General features: G+C 69.6%; 21 protein-coding genes. 15 read left to right on the top strand and 6 right to left on the bottom strand.

Annotated elements, in window-relative coordinates; all coding sequences use genetic code 11:
• Window positions 1-22: 22 nt before the first annotated feature.
• The 3 genes from H036_RS0117770 (at window position 23) to H036_RS23505 (ending at window position 1,939) form a co-directional block, all read left to right on the top strand.
• Window positions 23-760, top strand: a complete 738-nt coding sequence (locus H036_RS0117770) for a VOC family protein (protein ID WP_017936160.1) — start codon at window positions 23-25, stop codon at window positions 758-760.
• A 53-nt stretch (window positions 761-813) separates the two neighbouring features.
• On the top strand, window positions 814-1,461 hold the full coding sequence (locus H036_RS0117765) for a TMEM175 family protein (protein ID WP_017936159.1): 648 nt from the start codon (window positions 814-816) through the stop codon (window positions 1,459-1,461).
• Between the two features lie 94 nt (window positions 1,462-1,555).
• Entirely contained in the window at window positions 1,556-1,939 is a 384-nt protein-coding gene (locus H036_RS23505) for a nitroreductase family deazaflavin-dependent oxidoreductase (RefSeq protein WP_017936158.1), read from the top strand.
• A 19-nt stretch (window positions 1,940-1,958) separates the two neighbouring features.
• Here the strand turns inward: H036_RS23505 and H036_RS24605 are convergent, their stop codons facing one another.
• The 3 genes from H036_RS24605 to msrA form a co-directional block, all read right to left on the bottom strand.
• Window positions 1,959-3,182, bottom strand: coding sequence for an HNH endonuclease signature motif containing protein (locus H036_RS24605; protein ID WP_232421902.1), 1,224 nt, complete (start codon window positions 3,180-3,182; stop codon window positions 1,959-1,961).
• Window positions 3,183-3,481: 299 nt separating this feature from the next.
• Window positions 3,482-4,036, bottom strand: coding sequence for a nitroreductase family protein (locus H036_RS0117750; RefSeq protein ID WP_017936156.1), 555 nt, complete (start codon window positions 4,034-4,036; stop codon window positions 3,482-3,484).
• Window positions 4,036-4,683 (bottom strand): peptide-methionine (S)-S-oxide reductase MsrA, encoded by a 648-nt coding sequence (msrA, locus tag H036_RS0117745; RefSeq protein ID WP_017936155.1) that lies wholly within the window; start codon window positions 4,681-4,683, stop codon window positions 4,036-4,038. Before msrA ends, H036_RS0117750 begins: the two co-directional genes overlap by 1 nt.
• Before the next feature lie 147 nt (window positions 4,684-4,830).
• On the opposite strand from msrA, the gene H036_RS0117740 reads away from it, so the two are divergent.
• The 4 genes from H036_RS0117740 to greA all read left to right on the top strand — a co-directional run bounded on the left by H036_RS0117740 (window position 4,831) and on the right by greA (window position 9,182).
• Entirely contained in the window at window positions 4,831-6,006 is a 1,176-nt protein-coding gene (locus tag H036_RS0117740; protein WP_017936154.1) for a cystathionine gamma-synthase, read from the top strand.
• Window positions 6,003-7,358 (top strand): AI-2E family transporter, encoded by a 1,356-nt coding sequence (locus H036_RS0117735; RefSeq protein ID WP_017936153.1) that lies wholly within the window; start codon window positions 6,003-6,005, stop codon window positions 7,356-7,358. The genes H036_RS0117740 and H036_RS0117735 overlap by 4 nt, the downstream gene beginning before the upstream one ends.
• Window positions 7,351-8,580, top strand: a complete 1,230-nt coding sequence (ilvA, locus tag H036_RS0117730) for a threonine ammonia-lyase (RefSeq protein WP_017936152.1) — start codon at window positions 7,351-7,353, stop codon at window positions 8,578-8,580. Before H036_RS0117735 ends, ilvA begins: the two co-directional genes overlap by 8 nt.
• A gap of 92 nt (window positions 8,581-8,672) precedes the next feature.
• On the top strand, window positions 8,673-9,182 hold the full coding sequence (gene greA, locus H036_RS0117725) for a transcription elongation factor GreA (RefSeq protein WP_017936151.1): 510 nt from the start codon (window positions 8,673-8,675) through the stop codon (window positions 9,180-9,182).
• 57 nt (window positions 9,183-9,239) lie between these two features.
• Here greA and H036_RS0117720 read toward each other — a convergent pair whose 3' ends face one another.
• Window positions 9,240-9,647 (bottom strand): DUF4307 domain-containing protein, encoded by a 408-nt coding sequence (locus tag H036_RS0117720; protein WP_017936150.1) that lies wholly within the window; start codon window positions 9,645-9,647, stop codon window positions 9,240-9,242.
• Between the two features lie 61 nt (window positions 9,648-9,708).
• Here H036_RS0117720 and mca point away from each other — a divergent pair, with 61 nt between their 5' ends.
• On the top strand, window positions 9,709-10,602 hold the full coding sequence (mca, locus tag H036_RS0117715; protein WP_017936149.1) for a mycothiol conjugate amidase Mca: 894 nt from the start codon (window positions 9,709-9,711) through the stop codon (window positions 10,600-10,602).
• 18 nt (window positions 10,603-10,620) lie between these two features.
• Here the strand turns inward: mca and H036_RS0117710 are convergent, their stop codons facing one another.
• The gene (locus H036_RS0117710; protein WP_017936148.1) at window positions 10,621-12,042 is read right to left on the bottom strand and encodes an MFS transporter; all 1,422 of its coding nucleotides are present in this window, start codon (window positions 12,040-12,042) and stop codon (window positions 10,621-10,623) included.
• 116 nt (window positions 12,043-12,158) lie between these two features.
• Here H036_RS0117710 and H036_RS0117705 point away from each other — a divergent pair, with 116 nt between their 5' ends.
• The 7 genes from H036_RS0117705 (at window position 12,159) to H036_RS0117675 (ending at window position 18,385) form a co-directional block, all read left to right on the top strand.
• On the top strand, window positions 12,159-12,977 hold the full coding sequence (locus H036_RS0117705; protein WP_017936147.1) for a helix-turn-helix transcriptional regulator: 819 nt from the start codon (window positions 12,159-12,161) through the stop codon (window positions 12,975-12,977).
• 111 nt (window positions 12,978-13,088) lie between these two features.
• Window positions 13,089-13,298, top strand: a complete 210-nt coding sequence (locus H036_RS0117700; RefSeq protein WP_017936146.1) for a hypothetical protein — start codon at window positions 13,089-13,091, stop codon at window positions 13,296-13,298.
• A gap of 30 nt (window positions 13,299-13,328) precedes the next feature.
• Entirely contained in the window at window positions 13,329-14,222 is an 894-nt protein-coding gene (locus tag H036_RS0117695; RefSeq protein ID WP_017936145.1) for a mechanosensitive ion channel family protein, read from the top strand.
• Entirely contained in the window at window positions 14,219-14,647 is a 429-nt protein-coding gene (locus tag H036_RS23495; protein WP_017936144.1) for a hypothetical protein, read from the top strand. Before H036_RS0117695 ends, H036_RS23495 begins: the two co-directional genes overlap by 4 nt.
• Before the next feature lie 87 nt (window positions 14,648-14,734).
• Entirely contained in the window at window positions 14,735-15,454 is a 720-nt protein-coding gene (locus H036_RS0117685) for an HNH endonuclease family protein (protein WP_017936143.1), read from the top strand.
• Window positions 15,455-15,609: 155 nt separating this feature from the next.
• A complete protein-coding gene (locus tag H036_RS0117680; protein ID WP_017936142.1) occupies window positions 15,610-16,077 on the top strand; it encodes a YggT family protein in 468 nt (155 codons plus the stop codon).
• A 298-nt stretch (window positions 16,078-16,375) separates the two neighbouring features.
• Entirely contained in the window at window positions 16,376-18,385 is a 2,010-nt protein-coding gene (locus H036_RS0117675; protein WP_157417587.1) for a hypothetical protein, read from the top strand.
• 537 nt (window positions 18,386-18,922) lie between these two features.
• On the opposite strand, the gene H036_RS0117670 is transcribed toward H036_RS0117675, so the two are convergent.
• Window positions 18,923-20,167, bottom strand: coding sequence for a DUF6880 family protein (locus H036_RS0117670; protein ID WP_017936140.1), 1,245 nt, complete (start codon window positions 20,165-20,167; stop codon window positions 18,923-18,925).
• Window positions 20,168-20,330: the final 163 nt, after the last annotated feature.

Raw genomic sequence — 20,330 nt, 5'->3', positions numbered from 1 at the left:
GCCCTCGGCGTACGGTGGCGCCGTGATCGCCCGGCTGACCTTCTTCCTCGACCTGACCAGCGCGGAGCATCCGCTGGCCGTGGACTTCTGGCGCGACGTCACGGGCTACCAGCTCTCGGCGCCCCGGGGCGAGACGGACGAGTTCGCGACCCTGCTCCCGCCGGCGGGGGACGACCACCTCCGCGTGCAGCGCGTCGGCGACGGTCCCGCCGGGACCCATCTCGATCTGCACGTGCCGCACCTGTCCGCGGGGGTGGAGCACGCGATCGGCTGTGGCGCCACGCTGGTCGCGCGCGAGGATCACGCCGTACTCCGCTCTCCGGGTGGCTATCGGTTCTGCCTGGTCACCGCGCCTGCGACCGCCCCCTCGGCGCCGACCGTCTGGCCCGACGGGCATCGATCCCGGGTGGACCAGCTCTGCCTCGACGTCGGGCCCTCCGCTCATGCCGTGGAGTGCGCGTTCTGGGCCGCGCTGACCGGCTGGCCGGTGCGGCAGACGCCGCGCGGCGAGTTCGCCCGCCTCGCCGTACCGCCGGCGCTCGGGGTGCGCGTCCTGATCCAGCGCCTCGAGCACGATGAGGGCGAGGTGCGCGGCCATCTGGACATCGCGACGGACGAGAGGGAGGCGGAGGTACGCCGCCTGGTCGCGCTGGGTGCCGAGCCGATCCACCAGGGCCCGATCTGGACGGCGATGCGAGCGCCCGCCGGGCCGCCGGTGTGCGTCACCGGCCGGGACCCGGTGACCGGTTCTACCGACTGATCGGAACCCGTGGCGTGGTCTGCTCCGCCGGCGCGCATGCGTCAAGATGAGCCATGCCCGAGCTGCCGGCGAGCCCAACCGAGACGACACGCGAGCGTCACCGTGACCTCGACCGCTTCCTCACCTTCATCGACGCCATCGTCGCGATCGCCCTGACCCTGCTGGTGCTCCCGTTGACCGAGCTCGGAGCCGACATCGGGTCCGGGGAGTCGGTCCGGCACCTGTTGCACGAGCACCAGGCGCAGTTCTGGGGCTTCCTGCTGAGCTTCGTGGTGATCGCTCGGCTGTGGCTGATCCAGCACGAGACCTTGAGACCGGTGCTGACGCTGAACCGCCACGTCACGCAGCTGCTGCTGCTTTGGGCACTGAGCATCGTCGTGATGCCATTCGCCACCGAGCTGGTGGCGAGCTCCTCGCACGACCCGCTGACGAGGATCATCTACTTCGGCGCCACCCTTGTCGCCTCTGCGACCCTGGCGGGCGTCCAAGCCGTCACACGACGCCATCCGGAGACGGTCGACCCGGACCTTCCGGTGGGCGACCCCGTGCGCGGCTGGGTCAACGCCGTCCTGATCGCTATCGGGCTCGTGCTGACCCTGGTGTGGCCGCCGCTGAGCTACTACCCCCTGCTGCTGCTCATGCTGGACGATCGCGTCTACCGTCTGGTCCGTCGGATCCTGCCGGACCGAGGTCGCCGCTGATCGGTGGGCCGCATGGGTGAGGTCGGGGAGGCCGGCCGAGCCACGCCACGCCGTCAGGTCGTTCGCGCATCCACCGGCACGGTAGAACGGAGGTATGCACCTGCCTCGTGCGCTCGCCGCCTTCAACCGCAAGGTGACCAACCCGATCCAGCGACGCTGGGCGGGCCGAATCCCCGGACACGCCATCATCGTGCACGTCGGGCGACGCTCGGGCCGCCGCTACCGCACCCCGGTGCTCTGCGTGCGGCGTCCAGGCGGGTTCGCGTTCCTCGTCGGCTACGGCCTCGAGTCGGACTGGGTGCGCAACCTTCTCGCCGCCGACGGCGGCGTGGTCGCCCACCGCGGCCGCCGCTACCGCGTCCGCGACGTACGCCTGGTCCCGGCGCCAGCGGGACGTGAGCTGTTGCCGCAGCCGTTGCGGCTGGTCGTCAAGCTTGTGCACGAGGGCAACGTGCTGACGGTGACCATCGACGAGTAGGGACTCGCGGGGATCCGCCTCACCGGCGGAGTACGTCGATCTTGTGCTGGAAGCGGTAGTCGCCGCTGGCGAGGCGGATGGTCTCGTACGTCGGGTCGTGGGCTCGTCTGTGGTGGTGGCCGCAGAGCAGGGCCGCGTTGCTCAGATCCGTCGGGCCTCCCAGGCTCCACGGATTTTCGTGGTGGGCGTCGCACCAGGTCGCGGGGACGGTGCAGCCTTCGGCGCGGCAGTGCCGGTCGCGGATCTTGAGTGCTTTGTGCTGGGCCGGTGAGAACAGCCGTCGGGCTCGGCCGAGGTCGAGGGGCTCGGACTTTCCGCCGAGGACGTAGGGGATGATCGCGGCGGTGCAGGCCAGCCGCCGGGTCTCGCCCGCGGAGATCGGGATCTGGCCGAGGCTTGCGGTGCCGAGCTCGCTGCGCAGCTGGTCTAGCGGGATGGCCACGATGATGGTGGTGGTGTCCCCGCCGTGGGCTGGGAGGCCGTCGCCGTTGACGCATTCGAGGAGTTGGGCGAAGGCGTCGGCGAAGAGCCGGTTGCGGGGGCGCACTTTGCCGTCGGCTTCCAGCGCGGCGACGCGGGGTTGGGCGAAGGCCTCCAGCAGGGTGCGCAACCGCTCTCCGACGGCTTCGGGCACGAGCGCGTGGATCCGGGTCATGCCGTTGCCGTGGTCGCTGATCGTCAACGTCGCTTTCGCGTGCGCGGCTTCTTCGAGTCGGCGGATGGCTTGGGCCTCTGCTGCTTCTGCGATCTCGGGTGCGACGACTTCGAGGAGATGGTGGGTGAGGTGGCGTAGGTCTTTGGGGCGGTGCTGGGTGGCGAGGTCACACAGGTGCGCCGCGGCCTTCTCCAGCACTTCCGCGGGTAGGTCGTCGGGCAGTGCGGCGAGCCCGTCGAGGATCACCCGGGCGTGCCCGAGACTGAACCGACCCTCGGCCAACGCGGCCCGTACCACCGGCCGCCCCTCCAGGCCGCGCGCCAGGGCCAGCGCAGCATGTGCCGGGCGGCTGTCGGCGACCTCCTGGGCGACCAGCCAGGACGCCACATCGCGCGCACCGATCTCCTCAGCCACGTCCTGGCTGGCGGCCATCACCCGCAACCGCAGCTCGGCGAGCCCCGCTTCGAGCCGCGTCAGTGCCAGCAGCGCGGCGGTTTTGTCGGTGGTGGAGAGGAAGATCGGGTTCGCGTCCACGGCGTCACTCAGGGCGGCATCGATCGTCGCGAGAGTTTTCTGGATCTGATGCATGGTCACCACCCGAGAGAATCGTGTCGAACACGTATTCGAATTCTATCTGCTCAGATTGACCTAGACAACCCTCTTTGCTGGCCGCATCGGGTGAAATGCTCGCCGTACCCGATCACACGCCTGGTGGCCCGACGCAACCGATACGAAGGCACCCAACCCGCCCAAGACACGCAACCACGCTGGGACTGGCCCACGCTTCTCGTTTGTCTCTGGCCGCCCCGCTCACCGCCGGCGCCTCGACAAGCTCGGCGGGCGTGGCTCGGCGGCGCGGGGCGGTTCAACCGACAGAAACTGACCCCTCAACCCGCAGAAAGTGACCTCTCGGCTGCGGGCCACAGGAGATCACTGACGTCCCGCCGCTCCCGCAAGGGAGTCCCTGCGACAGGTTCAAGGGCGGAGCCGACGGCGCACATGGTGGTGACCTGCCAGTGCGCCGGTACGCCGAACTCGCGGTGTAGGCCGTCCCGGTCGAAAGAGCGGAACTGCCGCACGTGCAGCCCGAGGGCGTGGGCCTGAACGGTCAGATGCGCGACCGCCTGGCCGAGGTCGTAGTCGGCGAACTCCGAGAACGCCCAGTCGGTGCCCTCGACGAGTCGATGCGACAGGTTCGCGATCAACAGGTCAGCATCGGCCGCCCAGCGCAGCGACGACGGCGCCAGATGACGCACCAGCCGCGCGTGATCGCTATCGCCGCGCCGGCCCACGATGAACGCCCACGGCTGCGAGTTGCCGGCCGACGGCGCCCAGCGGGCGGCCTCCAGCAGCAACCGCACCCGCTCCTCGCTGGTCTCGTGCGACGGGTCGAACGCCGTCGGACTCCATCGACTCGCGAGGAGCGGGTGCAGCTCATCCATCAGGCCGGGAACGCAACCCCGGTGTTGGCGTGACAGCGATAGCCGTTCGGCACCCGGTCCAGGTACTGCTGGTGGTGGGGCTCGGCCGGGTAGAAGATCGGAGCCTCCCGGATCTCGGTGGTGATCTCGCCGAGGCCGCGGCGGGCGAGCTCCTCGCCGTACACCTTGGTGAGCTCGTGTGCGGTCTGCTCCTGCTCGGGGGAGAGGAAGTAGAGCGCGGAGCGGTACTGGGTGCCGACGTCATTGCCCTGGCGCATGCCCTGGGTCGGGTCGTGCACCTCGAAGAACCGCTTCATCAGGTCGGCGTAGCTGACCACGGTAGGGTCGAAGACGATCCGCACGGCCTCGGTGTGGTTGGTCAGGCCGCTGCACACCTCCTCGTACGTCGGGTTGAGCGTGGTGCCGCCCTGGTAGCCGACGGCGGTGGCGTAGACACCGGGGATCTGCCAGTACATCTCCTCGGCGCCCCAGAAGCAGCCGAGGCCGAAGTAGGCGACCACATAGCCCTCCGGCGCACTGCCGTCGGCAGGGTCGGCGAGCAGGGGAGTGCCGAGCACGCGGTGCTTGGCGGGCAGGTCCCACTCCAGCGTGTCGCGGCCGGGGAGGGTCTTGTCAGCGGGGTAGAGCGAGGTGGGGCGTCCGAACATGGGTTCCTCCTTCGAATCCATACTCTCCAACACCGCGCAGACGCCGTACGTTCCCGGGGTCGGCCACAGGGTTGCCCACGCGGTCGCGGTCGGTCGTCGGTGGCATCGGAGTGAGACCGCCGAAGCCGCGCTGAGTAGGCTCGTGCCGTGAGCCACGAGCACGCAGAATCAGCGTTCGACAAGGGGCACGGCTTCGAGACCCGCGCCATCCATGCGGGCTACGAGCCGGATCCGACGACCGGTGCCGTCAACCCGCCGATCTACGCCTCCTCGACCTACAAGCAGGACGGCGTGGGAGGGCTGCGTGGTGGCTATGAGTACAGCCGCAGTGCCAACCCGACGCGGACCGCGCTCGAGGGCGCGCTGGCTGCGGTGGAGGAGGGTGAGCGCGGCTTCGCGTTCGCCAGCGGCCTTGCCGCCGAGGACACCCTGATCCGGTCCCTCACCAAGCCCGGCGACCACCTGATCATCCCCGACGACGCGTACGGCGGCACGTTCCGCCTGGTCGACAAGGTCGCCAAGCCGTGGGGCGTGGAGCACACGCCCGCCCCGGTGAGCGACCTCGAGCGCATCGCCGCGGCGATCCAGCCGGGCCGTACCAAGCTGGTGTGGGTCGAGACGCCGACCAACCCGCTGCTCAACATCGGCGACATCGCCGCGATCGCGGGCATCGCCCACGAGGCCGGCGCGCTGCTCGTCGTCGACAACACCTTCGCCTCGCCGTACCTCCAGCAGCCGCTCGCGCTGGGCGCCGACGTGGTGGTGCACTCCACCACCAAGTACGTCGGAGGCCACTCCGACGTGGTCGGTGGTGCGCTCGTGGTCAAGGACCTCGACGTGGCGGAGCGGATCGGCTTCCACCAGAACGCGGTGGGCGCCGTCGCCGGGCCCTTCGACGCGTTCCTGACCCACCGCGGCCTCAAGACCCTCGCCGTCCGGATGGACCGGCACTGCGACAACGCCGAGCGGATCGTCGACTTCCTGACCAGCCACCCCGCCGTCGGCGACGTGATCTACCCGGGTCTGGAGACCCACCCCGGTCACGAGGTCGCGCAGCGTCAGATGAAGCGCTTCGGCGGCATGATCAGCTTCCGCGTCAGGGCAGGGGAGGGCAAGGCGCTCGACGTCTGCGCCAACGCCCGGGTCTTCACCCTCGGCGAGTCGCTGGGCGGTGTGGAGAGTCTGATCGAGCACCCTGGCCGGATGACCCACGCCAGTGTCGCCGGCACCGAGCTGGAGGTGCCCGCCGACCTGATCCGCCTCAGCGTCGGCATCGAGACCGTCGAGGACCTCATCGACGACCTCGAGCGGGCGCTCGGATGAGTGACGAGCCGACAGACCAGACAGGCCCGACAGTCCCGACGGCCCCGAGCGATCCCGCCGGGCGCACGTTGAAGTCCGAGACGGAGTCGGAGCGCCAGCACAACGAGCGCCTCGCGGCCAGGCTCTACGCCCAGTGGGCGCAGCTGCGCGAGGACCGGCAGGCCCAGCTGACCCCCCCGCCGATCCCGATCCCGGTCGCGACCGCCGCGGGCGGCCGCAAGGTGGAGGTGCCCTACGGGATCGAGCTGGCCGCCTCGTGGGGCTGGCGGCTCCTGGTCATCGTGGCCGCCGGGTGGTGCCTGTTCAAGGCGCTCGGCTTCCTCGAGGTGGTGGTCATCCCGGTCGTGGTCGCGCTGCTGATCTCAGCGCTGGTGGTGCCGCTGGTCGCGCTCCTGCAACGGATCGGGCTGCCGCGCGGCCTGGCCGCGTTCGCGGTGCTGGTCCTGGTGATCCTCGTCGTCGGGTCGCTGCTCTTCTTCGCCGGCCACCAGGTGGCGACCGGGGCCAGCGACCTGGCCGACCAGACCGTCAAGGGCCTGGAGGAGATCAGGCACTGGCTCAAGACCGGTCCGCTGCACGCCAGCGACAACCAGATCAACTCCTGGATCGACCGACTCCAGCACGAGGTCACCAAGGCCGGCTCGGGTGGCAACCCGCTCGGCAAGGTGAGCGAGGTCGGTGGGGTCGCGGCCGACGTGCTCGCCGGGGTCTTCATCGTGCTGTTCTCGACGTACTTCTTCCTCGCCGAGGGCGAGCAGATCTGGACCTGGGTGGTGAAGCTGACCCCGCGGGCCGCGCGCGAGCGGGTCGACAGCTCGGGCCGGGTCGCGTGGATCTCGTTGACCCAGTTCGTCCGCGCGACGGTCATCGTCGCCGCCGTGGACGCGATCGGCATCATGATCGTGGCAACGATCCTGCGGGTGCCGTTCGTGGCGGCGATCGGTGTGCTGGTCTTCCTCGGTGCGTTCGTGCCGCTGATCGGAGCCACCATCGCAGGCACGGTCGCGGTGCTGGTCGCGCTGGTCGACCACGGCATCGTCACTGCGCTGTTCATGCTCGGGGGAGTGATCCTGGTGCAGCAGCTGGAGGCGCACGGCCTGCAGCCGTTCCTGATGGGCCGCTGGGTCTCGGTGCACCCGCTCGCGGTGATCATCTCGATCGCCACCGGCGTCCTGGTCGCGGGCGTGGCCGGCGCGCTCGTCGCCGTACCTATCGCTGCCGCGCTCAACGCCGTCGGGCAGCACCTCGCCGCCGACTCCTCGCCACCCGATCCCGAACGGGACGACGGGGCCTTGCTCACCGAGGGTGAGCAGGAGGAGCTGGAGCAGGCCGAGGAGAGTGCCGATGGGTGACGTGGCGAACAGCTGCGGCGTGGAGCTCGCCGACATCGAGGCCGCGCGCGAGCTGTTGCGCGACGTGGTCATCGAGACCCCGATCGAGAGCTCGCGCTGGCTCTCGGACCTGGTCGGCGCACCGGTGCTGCTCAAGTGCGAGAACCTGCAGCGCACCGGGTCGTTCAAGTCGCGCGGCGCCTACGTGCGCATCGCCCGGCTCACCGACGAGGAGCGGGCCAAGGGCGTGGTCGCGGCCAGCGCCGGCAACCACGCTCAGGGCGTCGCGCTCGCGGCCAGGCTGACCGGTGCGAGTGCGACGGTCTTCATGCCCGAGGGCGCCCCGATCCCCAAGGAGCGGGCCACCCGCGGGTACGGCGCCGACGTCATCTTCGCCGGCCGCACGGTCGACGAGAGCCTCACCGCCGCACACGAGTACGCCGCTCGCACTGGCGCGGTGCTGATCCATCCCTTCGACCACCCCGACGTCATCGCCGGTCAAGGAACCGTCGGCCTCGAGATCCTCGAGCAGGTGCCCGACGTGCGCACCGTCGTCGTACCTGCTGGAGGCGGCGGCCTGATCGCGGGGGTGGCGCTCGCGATCAAGGCCCAGCGCCCCGATGTGCGGGTGATCGGGGTGCAGGCCGAGGGCGCGGCGTCCTATCCGAGCTCGCTGGAGGCCGGGGGACCGGTGCCGTTGGCGTCGATGAAGACCATGGCCGACGGGATCGCCGTCGGCCGGCCGGGCGAGCTGACCTTCGCGGCGGTGCGCGACCACGTCGACGAGATCCGCACGGTCAGCGAGGAGTCGATCTCGAGGGCGCTGCTCTCTCTCCTCGAGCGGGCCAAGCTGGTCGTCGAGCCGGCCGGCGCCGTCGGCATCGCGGCCCTGCTCGACGACCCGACGGCTTTCGAGGGTCCGGTCGCGGTGGTGCTCTCCGGTGGCAACATCGATCCGCTGCTGCTGAGCAAGGTGATCCGGCACGGTCTGGCGGCCGACGGCCGCTACCTCGTGCTCCGGGTGGTGCTCGACGATGCGCCCGGAGCGCTCGCCGGCCTGCTGGCGCTGATCGCCGAGGTCGGCGCCAACGTGGTGCATGTCAGCCACGGTCGCACCGACCCGGCGCTGAGCCTGGACCAGGTCGAGGTACTGCTGCAGCTGGAGACCCGTGGCATCGCTCACGCCGCTCGGTTGAGGGATCGACTGGCGGCGAGCGGGTACCGGGTCGATCCGACCTCGTGAGCAGGTCGCAACCGCTGCACGCCGACTTGAACCGCTGGTAAACTCGTCGGATTGCCTGCAACACCCCCGACGTCTTTCCCAGGAGTGACTCGATGACGACCGACGCCCAGCACACCGCCACGATCTGGCTCAGCAAGGGTGCCTTCGACAAGCTGACGGCCGAGCTCGAGGACAAGAAGGGCCCCCAGCGCACCAAGATCGTCGCCGAGATCAGTGCTGCGCGTGACGAGGGCGACCTGAAGGAGAACGGCGGCTACCACGCCGCTCGCGAGGCCCAGGGCCGGCTCGAGGGTGAGATCCAGCAGCTCGAGGCCGTGCTCCGCAACGCTGAGACCACCGAGCCCGGCGACGACGGCGTTGTCGGCGTCGGCAAGATCGTCACCTTCAAGTTCGACGGCGACGACGACGACGAGGCGGAGGACCGGCTGATCGCCTCGATCGAGATGAAGGACTTCGCCGGCGGTCTCGAGATCTCCTCGGCGCAGTCGCCTATCGGCGCCGCCCTGCTCGGCGCGAGCGCCGGTGACACGGTCTCCTACGAAGGCCCCAACGGCCGCACGCTCAAGGTCGAGGTGCTCAAGGTCGTGCCGTTCGAGGACTGATCCCACCACGTCCGACGACCTGGCTGCCTCGGCAGCCAGGTCGTTGTCGTTTAAGGGCTACTGCGGGTCGCGCTGGCCCTTGGCCACGCAACCGCGCCAGTCGATCGAGGTGGCTTCCCGCTCCGTGCGCACGGTGATGACCTGGCGCCCCGAGATCGGGGTGAAGCTGTGCTCGCCGACCGTGGAGTGGTCCTCGGCGTACGCCAACAGGGTGCAGGTCGGGTGGGCGGCCGCGTCGTAGATGTGCACGTCGACGGTGACCTTGACGGCGTTGGGGCCCTGCAGCTCCCAGCTCTCCATCGAGGAGCCGACCTTGGGGTGGCTGTGCAGCCACACCGCCCAGACGAACCAGCCGATCAGTGCCGCGACGATGATGGCGCCGATCCCGAGGAACGCGTTCCGTCCCCAGGTGCTGCCACCGCCGTACCGCTGGGCGATGCGGGCGGAAGGATGCTGCTGGTTCACGGGCACATCCTCACACCCCGCGGGTCGAGGCCTCTCATCGGCCTGACCCTAGGATTCATCCATGACGCAGCGCCCCCAGGCCCCGAGCAAGGCCGGCCTTCGCCTGATGCACGTCCACGCGCACCCCGACGACGAGTCCAGCAAGGGCGCGGCGTCCACGGCGCGATACGTCGCGGAGGGGGTCGACGTCCACGTCGTCACCTGCACCGGCGGTGAGCGGGGCTCGATCCTCAACCCGAAGATGGACCGGCCCGGCATCTTGGAGAACATCCACGAGATCCGCCGCCAGGAGATGGAGCGTGCCCGCGACATCCTCGGCGTCTCCCAGGACTGGCTGGGCTTCATCGACTCCGGCTGGCCGGAGGGCGACCCGAAGCCGCCGCTGCCCGAGGGCTGCTTCGGCCTGGTTCCGGTGGAGGAGGGCGCCCGCCCGCTGATCCGGTTGATCCGCTCGTTCAAGCCCCACGTGATGACGACGTACGACGAGAACGGCGGCTATCCGCACCCGGATCACATCCAGTGCCACAACGTGTCGGTCTACGCCTTCGAGAAGGCGGCCGACCCGGACTACGAGCCCGACCTGGGGCCGGCCTGGCAGGTCTCGAAGCTCTACTACCACCACGGCTTCAACCGGCCCAAGGCCGTCGCGCTGCACGAGGCGATGCTCGCGCACGGGCTGGAGTCGCACTACGGCGAGCGGCTGGAGAAGTGGGACAAGGACGACGCCTGGGACGCGCGGGTGACCACGCACGTGCCCTGCGCCGACTACTTCGGCGTGCGGGACCAGGCGCTGCTGGCGCACGCCACCCAGATCGACCCGGACAGCTGGTGGTTCGCCACGCCGCGCGAGCTGGAGAAGCAGGTCTGGCCGACCGAGGACTACGAGCTGGTCACCTCGCACGTGCCGACCACGCTGCCCGAGGACGATCTCTTCGCCGGCATCACGATCGAGTGAGCTAGCCCCTCGGCGGGATCATTCGCGAGCCGGCCGGCCGGGTCGCATGCCGAGGCAGACGGCCACCGCCCCCACCAGCACGACGCCGGCATCGACGCCGATGGCCACGCGCAGCGCGTGGACCGAGTCCAGACCGCCGGCAGCGATCGCCACCGCACTCATCAGTGGCACCCCCAGCGCGATGGCGACCTGCTGCGTCATGGTCGCCAGGCCGGTGGCCAGGCCCTGCTCCCGGTCGGGCAGGCCGGAGGTGGCGCTGACCATGAAGCTGACGATCGCGGTGACGTGCCCGAGCGCTCCCACGAACGTGGCGACGATCACCAGGGCGATCGAGGCACGCGTCGTACCGACCAGGACGAGCACGCCCGTCAGCAGCGCCTGCACGACGAGCCCGACGGTCGCAGCGCGGCGAGCGCCCACGGTCGCGATCACGCGCGGTGCGAGCACACCGCCGAGCACGCAGCCGACTCCCATCGAGACGAGCACGAGACCGGTCTGCAGCGGATCGAGGCCCAGCACCTGCTGGAGGTACATGGTGAGCAGGAAGACCAGCGCCGACTCCATCGCGAAGGTGACCAGTCCGACGACGTTGCCCCACGCGACCGTACGGCGCCGCAGGATCCGGGGCGCGACGAGCGGGTGGGAGTGACGGTCCTCGACCAGCCAGAAGGCGATGAGCAGGGCGGCTGCCACCGCAAGCGCGCCCAGTGATCCGCCGTCGGTGATGCCGTGCGACCCGGCCCGGGTGGCGCCGAGGACCAGTGCCACCAGGCCGGTCGTGACGAGCGCGGCACCGCCCAGGTCGAGGCGGGAGCGCTCACGCTCGGCGGTGTCCTGCAACAGGGCCGGTGCGATGGCCAGGACCAGCACCGCGATCGGCATGTTGACCAGGAACGCCCATCGCCAGCTCAGCAGGTCGGTGAGGACGCCGCCGAGGACGGCGCCGATGGTGAAGCCGGAGGACATCATCACGCTGTTGAGTCCGAGTGCCCGGTCGCGGAGTGCCCCCTCGGGAAACGTCGTGGTGAGCAGGGAGAGGGCCGCCGGGGTGATCGCGGCGGTGGCGAGTCCCTGGGCCGCGCGCGCCGTGAGCAGCAGCCCCGGCGAGGGAGCCAGGCCGCCGAGGAGCGAGGCGATGCCGAGCGCCGCCATGCCGAGGAGGAAGATCCTGCGCCGTCCGACGAAGTCGCCGACGCGTCCGAACAGCAACGTGAAGCCGGCCGCGCCGAGCGCGAACGTGGTGGCGATCCACTGGACGTCGCCCTTCGCGAAGCCGAGACCTGCCCCGACGGTCGGGAGGGCGACGTTGAGGATGGAGAAGTCCACCGCGAGCATGAACTGGGAGGCCAGGAGCAGGACGAGCACGAGCGCCTGGCGGCGGGAGATGCCGGGTGCTGGCGGTGGTGCTGGCGTCGTGACCGGTGCGGAGAGGGTCGTCATGGATCCACCGTCGGGCCAGCCGGCACGGACAGCGAGACCCCTGGTGTGCCAGCCATCGGCCTGCCTACCACTGGCAGGGTGAGGCACCGAGCCGCACGATGCGCCACGATGGGTCCATGGTCACCGAGCTGGGGGAGTTCCTGCGCAACCGCCGTGCCGCCATCAGTCCCGAGCAGGCCGGCCTCGTGTCGTACGGCGCTCGGCGCGTCCCCGGGCTACGCCGTGAGGAGCTGGCCCAGCTCGCCGGGGTGAGCCCGACGTACTACACGCGGCTGGAGCAGTCCGACCACCACAACGCCTCCGATGCGGTGCTCGACGCGCTCGCCCGCGCCCTGCGGCTCTCCGACGGCGAGCGGGACCACCTGCGCAGGCTGGCGCGACCGGCCAGCGGCTCGGCCGTTGCGGGCTGCGTGTGCCCGCGGGCCAGCGCGCTGACGGTCCTCCACACGGTGCCTGCGCCCGCTCTGATCATCGACCACACCAACGACGTCGCCGCCTGGAACCAGCTGGGTCACCTGCTGTTCGGGCACACCCAGCCCTATGAGCGGCCGGAGACCGCTGACCGGCCGAACCTGGCGCGGATGCTGTTCCTCGAACCCGACGGTCCCGAGCTGTACGTCGACCCTGCCGAGGTGATGCGGACGATGGTCGGCTTCCTGCGCTACTCCTCGGGACTGCATCCCGACGATCCGCGGCTGAGCAGGCTGGTCGGCGAGTTGACCCAGCGCAGCGACGAGTTCGCCGAGCTGTGGGCCGAGCACCCGGTCGCCGACTGCGGCTTCGGGACCAAGCACTTCCGCCACCCGCTGGTGGGGCGGCTGGACCTCACCTACGAGGTCATGCGGCTGCCGGAGAGCAGCCTGAGGATGGTGATCTACTCCGCGGAGCCCGGCAGCGCTGCCGCCGACGGGCTGGAGCTGCTCGCCCGCGCCTGAACGTCGGCCGGCACCGGTGGCCGGCACCCGGTGGCTGTCCCTCCAGCGGTCGAGACGGTGTCGAGGGGGTGACCGTTTCGCGGCGTCAGCATCGAGTGACACACTGGAGACATGCTTCCCCTGCTCCTCACCCTGGCGACCGACCCGGTCCCGACCGACAACAACGTGAAGGCCGGGTGGACGGCGTTCGCCGTCTTCCTGTTGCTCCTCGCGGCCGTCGGCGTCCTGGGCTGGAGCTTCAGCCGTCAGCTGAAGAAGGTCAAGAAGGCCAGCGAGGAGGGCGTGTACGACGAGTCGGACGCCCCGCACAAGCACGTCTGAGGTCCACCCACCAGCCACTAGGGTGACGTTGTGATCGAGGTGCTGGCGACGCTGTCGCCGATCCGTGACTTCGGCACGTGGTCGCGAGGAAATGGCCTCGAGATCGTGCTGCTCGGGATCGGCGCGGTTCTGCTCGCCCGATTCGTGCGCTGGGCCAGCGAGGCAGTCACCGAGCGCGCCGAGGCCCGCCGTGCCGCCCAGACCTCGCTGGTGCGCTCCGAGGACGACAAGCACCGCCGGGCGCTCAACCAGGTGATCACCTGGGTGCTGGTGGTGCTGGTCTACATCGTGGCCGGGCTGCTCGCGGTGCAGAAGCTCGGCATCGCGCTGGCCGCCTTCATCCCGATCGCCAGCGTCGCCGGCGTGGCGCTCGGCTTCGGCGCCCAGAAGGTCGTCGCGGACCTGCTCGCCGGGTTCTTCCTGGTCGCCGAGCGGCAGTACGGTTTCGGCGACCTGGTCCGGATCTCGGTGGTCGGCCTCGGTGTGCCCGTGCTCGGCACGGTCGAGAGCGTCAGCCTGCGCACCACCACGGTGCGGACCACCACCGGCGAGGTCGTGATCACGCCCAACGGGCAGATCGCCCAGGTCACCAACCTGTCGCGCGACTGGGCGCGGGCTGTCATCGACGTACCTGTGTCGGTGACGATGGACGTCAACCGGGTCCTGGCCGTGCTGCGCAAGGCGGGCGAGGCCGCGTTCGCCGACCCGGAGCTGCACGCGCTGCTGCTCGACACGCCCTCGGTGATGGGGGTCGAGTCGATCGAGGTGGACCAGTTCCAGGTGCGGGTGGTGGCGCGGACGCTGCCGGGCAAGCAGTTCGAGGTCGGTCGCGCGCTGCGCGTGCTGATCACCCGCACGCTGCGTGCCGAGGGCATCATCCTGCAGGCCGAGATCAGCACCGGTGAGCCGACGGGGACCGCATGACCTTCCTCGACTTCCTGCGCGCGCACCTGCCGCGGCGCTCGACCTGGGCTCTCATGGGCGCCTTCTTGGCGGTGCTGGTGCTCTACCTGTTCGTGCGTCCCGACCAGACCACGACCACCGGGCCCGTCGTGGTGGTCCCGGCGCAGACCGTGAAGCCCTCACCCACCCCGACGTCCTCACCCTCACCCTCGCCGACGCGGACGGCGGAGCCGACCCATCAGGCCTCTGCGTCCGCGACGCCGACGCAGACGCACTCCTCGCAGCCGCAGCAGAGCTCGTCGGCGCCCAAGACGTCGGCCCCGGTGACCTCGCCGACACCGAGTCCCGTGACGACCTCGTCGCCGCCGAAGGCGACGCTCTCGCCGACGCCGTCGGGCAGCCCGGCCGCGTTGGGCACCACGTCGCCCTCGGACGCCGCCGGCTGAGTCGCTCGTGGGCCGCTCCTGGCCCGGGGCTGGGCGGGGGCCGGGCCGGCGGCTGAGACTGTCGGTGCTCGCTGGCAGGCTTCGCCCATGACCCGGCTCGCCCTGCTCCTCATGTGCGTCCTGCCGCTCGCCCTCCTCGGCGGCTGCGCGACGGTGCCGTCGAGCACCGTGCGGCCGGGCGACGTCGCCTCCGCGCGGTCAGGGACGGCGCCGATCGATGTCGCGGTCGACACATCCACGGCCCGCGCCGACCTGGCCGCGCTGCCGATCAAGGGCAGGGCCCCGATGACCGGCTACGACAGGGACGCGTTCGGGCCGGCGTGGAGCGACGACACCGGCGACCAGTGGGGACACAACGGCTGCGACACCCGCAACGACGTGCTGCGCCGCGACCTGACCGATGTGGTGCTGAAGGCCGGCACCCACGGCTGCGTGGTCCTCGCCGGCACCCTGCGTGACCCCTACGGTGCCACCATGATCGACTTCGTTCGCGGCGTCGGCACCAGCACCGCCGTCCAGATCGACCACGTGGTCGCGCTCGGCGACGCCTGGCAGAAGGGTGCGCAGCGGTGGACCCCGGAGCAACGGCGCGCGTTCGCCAACGACCCGCGCGAGCTGCTCGCCGTCAGCGGCCCGCTGAACGAGTCCAAGCGCGATGGCGACGCCGCCACCTGGCTGCCGCCGTACAAGCCCTTCCGGTGTGCGTACGTCGCACGTCAGGTCGCGGTGAAGCGGGCCTACGGGCTGTGGGTGACGCGGGCCGAGCACGATGCGATCGCGAAGGTGCTCGACGGCTGCCCGGAGTGACGGCGCACGTCGCCGGCCGGTGTCCCAGACCACCCGCTTCGGGCGAGGTCAGCGGCGCTTCGGGCTGGTGACGTCTGATCATGGCCATGCCCACCGCCCCTCCGCCTGCCGGGCCACCGGTCCCGCCCGCCCGTCCACATCCGCAGCGTCATGTCGTGCTGCTCGGGATCCGGGCCCTGGTGTGGCTCGTCTACGCCTATCTCCTGATCACCGAGGTGGTCCTGACGCTCGGGTTCGTGCTGCTGCTCTTCGGCGCCAACCCGGATGCGTCGTTCGTCGCCTGGGTCTATCGCTCGCTGGACCGCGCGATGGAGCCGTTCCGGGGCATGTTCACCCCGATCGACCTGGGCCTGAGCGGCAATCAGAACGTCGGTGCCGTGCTCGACACGTCGGTCCTGTTCGCGATGCTCGTCTACGCCTTCGGGGCCTGGGCAGTGCACACGGCTCTCGAGTGGCTCGGCCGGCTGATCGAGCGAGACGAACGAGCCGCCGCGGCGCGCGTCTACGCTCCCGCGCCCTTGCCGCCGGGTGCGGGTGGGCCCGGGTCGGGCGCGCCGGGGTCGGGCGCGGCGGGGCATCCGACGTACGCGCCACCTGGCTCGCCTCCACCACCGACTCGCTGACGGATCCGAGCGCTGCGCCGCCGGCGCTGACCGCCGTCCCGACCGAACGCGGTTCACGACGATCGTCAGTGCCGCGGTGCTGTCGCTCGTCCTGACCTCGTACCAGGCACTTAGGCACGCTCCAGGCAGGACGATGTGTCATGACACTCCGTGCAACGAGACCGAACGAGCCGGGACGAGCCGGCTGGGCGCAACCTGACGGTTTCGACAACACGGTGTGGTAGGTCCGCTCATGAAGGGACCTTCCGGGCCGACCTAAGGGGTTGCTTGGTTTCCCTGCTGACGTTCGGAGTTCTCTGTGCTGTCTTCTCCCCGCCTATCGTGGCGCGTCCTTGCCAGTGTCGCTGCCGCCGCGCTCACACTTGGCGCTCTCTCGACTGGCGGCGCAGCATCTGCTGCCACGGCCCCCGCCTTGACGCAGACGACGCTGTCCAGCCCCGGCACCCTGGTGGCCGGCCAGTCGGTCACGTTGACTGCCCACGTTGGCGCCGATGGCGGCACGGTCCCTCAGGGTCGAGTCTCCTTCGACGCAGCCGACACGGCGGAGCAGCTGTGGGGAGCCGACACCTACGTGGATCCGAGCCTGACCCCGAGTGACGTCTACCTGGGCGATGCGGCAGTCGACGCATCGGGGGATGCGTCTATCAACGTGACGGTCACGCGGGCGCTCCTCCCGTTCTTGAACAAGGACGCGTCGCTGTTCCTGGCCGCGAACTACTCGCCGTACGACGGCCTGAACATCTACGACACGGAGTTCTCGGCGTCTGAGTCGGCTCCGGTTCAGCTGACTCAGCCGGTCATTGCGGTGGAGACGCCGAAGCTGCTGGTTGCCTTCAGTGGGATGGGTGTGGGTTGGTCGTTCGCGGACGGTGAGCAGTACGTTCTGCCCGCCGGGGGCGGGAGCCGGATGGTGTTCTTGGGTTCGTGGTCGCACGCGTCCGGCGTTCCCAGCAGCGCTGTCCACCTGAATGTCTTCGCAGACGGAGTCCCGTTGGGCCTCTCGGCTTCCGACCCGTGGCCCTCGTCCCAGTACGTGGGGAAGGACTGGTCCCTCGTCGGCACGCCGACCGTTCCCGATCCGTACGCCGCGTTGCAGGCCGCCCATTCAGTACGCCTGGTGTTGAGCACGAGTGACGGCTCGTTGGGTACGTGGGAGCGGACGATCACGACGACTACACAGCTGCCGGTGACGGTGCGGTTCACTGGCGGGAAGGTGAGCAGTGATGGCGCCAGCGTGATGGTGGGCGTGGTCGCGTTGGGCCCGCATGAGGAGTCTGTCAGCGGCCAGGTTCAGCTGTTCCAGGGCACGCAACCGCTAGGGGCGCCGTTCCGGGTGAGCCCCAACATGCTCCCGTCGCAGGTGGCCATTCCAGGGGCGAAGATTGGGATGACCGGAGCCACGACGTTCAGCTTGGCGTTCTCGGGCGTGTTCACGCCCGCCGATACGGGGCGCTACCAGACCACCCCGGTCGCGTCCACGACGATGAACTTCCCGATGCAGCCTGCGACCATCGCCACGTCCCAGCCCGTCGGCACGGCGAGCACCACTCTCGCAGCCACCCTGTCGTCGACATCCTCGGTCTCCTTGACCATGGCGGGGAGCCTGGGTGCGCCGACTGCGACCATCACCGCCGCCACGAGCGCGCTCCCGGTTGCCTCGGCCGGCCGTGCGTCCACGAGTAGGTCTTCCGCTGCTGCCGCAGCTGTGTCGGCAACACCGGTCCGCACGACCCGGACGATGGCTTGCCCCGTCGCTTCCGGCAAGGTCACGTGCAACTTCGGCTCGTATGCCGCCGGGACGCAGTTGTCTGTCGTCCTGCGGTTCTCCCTGCCTGCGTCGTTGGCAGGCAAGACCCTGTCTGTGCCCGCAGCCCTGAACGGGGTGGACGCACTTACGGGCGCTAAGTCGGTACTGACCTCGCGCACGCTGCAGGTTGCCGTGCCGAAGAAGACAGTGTTCTCGCTGGCAGCTCGACCGTCGAAGAAGGCATCAACGTTCGAGGCGGACCACAAGGTCACCTACCGTGTCGCTGCTTCGAACCTAGGGGTCATCACGGCCACGAATGTGTCGGCGTGCGTGCAGGTCGCTAAGGGCTTCCGGATCGTTCCCGCGAAGGGGCTGCACATTCATGGCCGCTCCGCTTGCTGGAACGTCAGCAAGGTGAAGGCACACAAGACCGCAGCCCGTTCGGTGAGTGTCGTGACCCCGAAGAAGGCAGGCAAGTACCCGTTGACGGTGACGTTGAAGCCCCGTGCTGGGCAGGGATATCCGGTATCGGTCCGGGCTGTCCTGCCCGTGAAGAAGTGACAACTTCGTCGCCTCTTAGCTACTAAGCACAAGGCGCACCGGTTGGTGGCCTACTCCTTGTCAGGGGTAGGCCACCAACCCATTTCTCGCGACCGGCGGAGGCGCGGCAGTCCAACGGTCACGTCCCCGCCCAGGGGGCCGGGCCGTCGCACGATCGGGGCAAGGCCCGGAAGCTCAGCGACTCGCGAATCTCCAACCTGCATGTTCAGGGGGCGGCGGCAACGCAATGAAGCGAACGGCATTCCCGTCCTGTTGAGCGTCGGATCCGCAGCGTGTCACTGGTGCCAAGACCCCGAGCGATTTTTGGTCGTTGACGGACTTTGACGAAACCGCAGGTCAGAGGGCATTTGCCGGTCCGTTCAGTTTCAACTAATGCCGCCGGAGGACACTGTTTCCGGGCCCTCGTGTATCACCTCGTGCATCAGTTTTTTACGTTCACGCAAACCAGTGGCACGCCGGAATTGCGCCATTTCGGGCCTCCCCGAACGTCCGGCGAGGTCGCAATGTAGCGGCCGGTGGCAGCGGATTGGGGCATGCTCAGGGTAGTCCGACCCGGGTGAACTCCTGCTGCAGCCGAGGTCGGCGCTTGTGCTCCTCTCGTAGTTCCGTGATCAGTTCATCGACGTTCGCAGCCTCGGTCGTGTCCGCTGCCAGCGTGCGCATCCGGGCCAGGCGGACGGCTGCACGGCGGTAGTGCTCCGCGCCGGTGTTCGTCAGCGTGTTGCGGACGAGGCGCTCGTGGACCGGTAGGACGGCGAGCCGGTCGATCTTCTCGTACTCCTCGACGAGCGCCGCCCATCCATGGTCGTCGTCGAGGCAGAGGTCATGGGCGAGTTGCCACGCGGCTCGGGCGTCGCCGAGGGCGCGGAGGATGAACGTCACGGCGTCATACGGCTGGCGCGAGAGCGCGGCCATCGCCTCGTCGCGGTATATGGGCCAGTCGTCTCCTGCGGCGCGATGGAGCTCCGTTGCCGTCGATGAGTTCGGCCATCGCCGGAAGAGGAAGAGTCGCGCGGCCCGTACGTCGGCCGGCCGATGCGTCTCGAGCAGCTTGATCCAGTAGCGCGACGCGGTGACGGACTGGTGCCCGAGGCCGAACTCAGTGGCCTGACGGGCCCAGTCGATGGCAAGGGCGTACTCGCCGATCTCCTCGAACGCCTCAGCAGTGTCGGTGAACCACGCGGCGACCTTCCGATCGCGGACGTGGGTGCGGATGATGGCGTCGATATCGCGGTCGAGGACGGCGAGGCGCTTGGCGTTCCAGTCGAGGGTGAACCAGGCGTGCGAATTGCTCGACTGCCAGCGGTCCTCGCGGCTCGGGCGCGGGCCGAGGCTCGCTTCGATCTCGGCGAGGCGGTTGCGGTAGGCGGAGACACCTTCGGCGCCCAGGGCTGGGGCATACGCCGCGATGTCGAGCTCGAAGTAGTCGACGTCGCTGTCGTCGAACTGGAACTTGATCATCCAGTCGATCAGCTTCGACGGCTTGATCTGAGCCGCGGCTGCTATGCGCGGATGGAGGTCGAGCAGTCGGCGGCATGCGTCGCCGATGATCCCGCTGGAGTCGTCCGCGCGCGCGATGACCTTGATCGCGCTCGTCAATGCCTTGTGCGTGACCGCATAGCGCTCCGCCGGTCCGGCGACCGTGTCCTGCTCCAGGATGTCGATCGCCTGGTGCATGTCGTAGCCGTGAGCATTCGCCGCGCTCCAGCGGTACAGGTCGCCCCGGCTCCGGATCAGTGGGAGGACGTCGTCAGCCAAACCGGTCGTCGGAACCGCAACCATGCGGGCAGTCTCTCAGAGAGTGGGCGCGCTTCTGGTGGCAGCTACTGGAAAGATCTAGCGGCAAATTGTTTCAGTAGATTGCAGTAGCTCGACGCAGGACGTGGTTGCACTCGACGTACGCCGCCCGACTGTGACGCTTGCCAGCCACGGCCGGCGCTCGTGT

Source organism: Nocardioides sp. Iso805N, assembly GCF_000364605.1.
Lineage (GTDB): Bacteria > Actinomycetota > Actinomycetes > Propionibacteriales > Nocardioidaceae > Nocardioides.
This window is presented reverse-complemented; position numbering and strand designations above follow the sequence as displayed.

Excerpts from the sequence above, each read along its gene's own strand:
- H036_RS0117765 (WP_017936159.1), top strand. The coding sequence starts at position 814 with ATGCCCGAGCTGCCGGCGAGCCCAACCGAGACGACACGCGAGCGTCAC.
- H036_RS23505 (WP_017936158.1), top strand. The coding sequence starts at position 1,556 with ATGCACCTGCCTCGTGCGCTCGCCGCCTTCAACCGCAAGGTGACCAAC.
- H036_RS24605 (WP_232421902.1), bottom strand. The coding sequence starts at position 3,182 with ATGCATCAGATCCAGAAAACTCTCGCGACGATCGATGCCGCCCTGAGT.
- H036_RS0117750 (WP_017936156.1), bottom strand. The coding sequence starts at position 4,036 with ATGGATGAGCTGCACCCGCTCCTCGCGAGTCGATGGAGTCCGACGGCG.
- msrA (WP_017936155.1), bottom strand. The coding sequence starts at position 4,683 with ATGTTCGGACGCCCCACCTCGCTCTACCCCGCTGACAAGACCCTCCCC.
- H036_RS0117735 (WP_017936153.1), top strand. The coding sequence starts at position 6,003 with ATGAGTGACGAGCCGACAGACCAGACAGGCCCGACAGTCCCGACGGCC.
- ilvA (WP_017936152.1), top strand. The coding sequence starts at position 7,351 with ATGGGTGACGTGGCGAACAGCTGCGGCGTGGAGCTCGCCGACATCGAG.
- greA (WP_017936151.1), top strand. The coding sequence starts at position 8,673 with ATGACGACCGACGCCCAGCACACCGCCACGATCTGGCTCAGCAAGGGT.
- mca (WP_017936149.1), top strand. The coding sequence starts at position 9,709 with ATGACGCAGCGCCCCCAGGCCCCGAGCAAGGCCGGCCTTCGCCTGATG.
- H036_RS0117710 (WP_017936148.1), bottom strand. The coding sequence starts at position 12,042 with ATGACGACCCTCTCCGCACCGGTCACGACGCCAGCACCACCGCCAGCA.
- H036_RS0117705 (WP_017936147.1), top strand. The coding sequence starts at position 12,159 with ATGGTCACCGAGCTGGGGGAGTTCCTGCGCAACCGCCGTGCCGCCATC.
- H036_RS0117700 (WP_017936146.1), top strand. The coding sequence starts at position 13,089 with ATGCTTCCCCTGCTCCTCACCCTGGCGACCGACCCGGTCCCGACCGAC.
- H036_RS23495 (WP_017936144.1), top strand. The coding sequence starts at position 14,219 with ATGACCTTCCTCGACTTCCTGCGCGCGCACCTGCCGCGGCGCTCGACC.
- H036_RS0117685 (WP_017936143.1), top strand. The coding sequence starts at position 14,735 with ATGACCCGGCTCGCCCTGCTCCTCATGTGCGTCCTGCCGCTCGCCCTC.
- H036_RS0117670 (WP_017936140.1), bottom strand. The coding sequence starts at position 20,167 with ATGGTTGCGGTTCCGACGACCGGTTTGGCTGACGACGTCCTCCCACTG.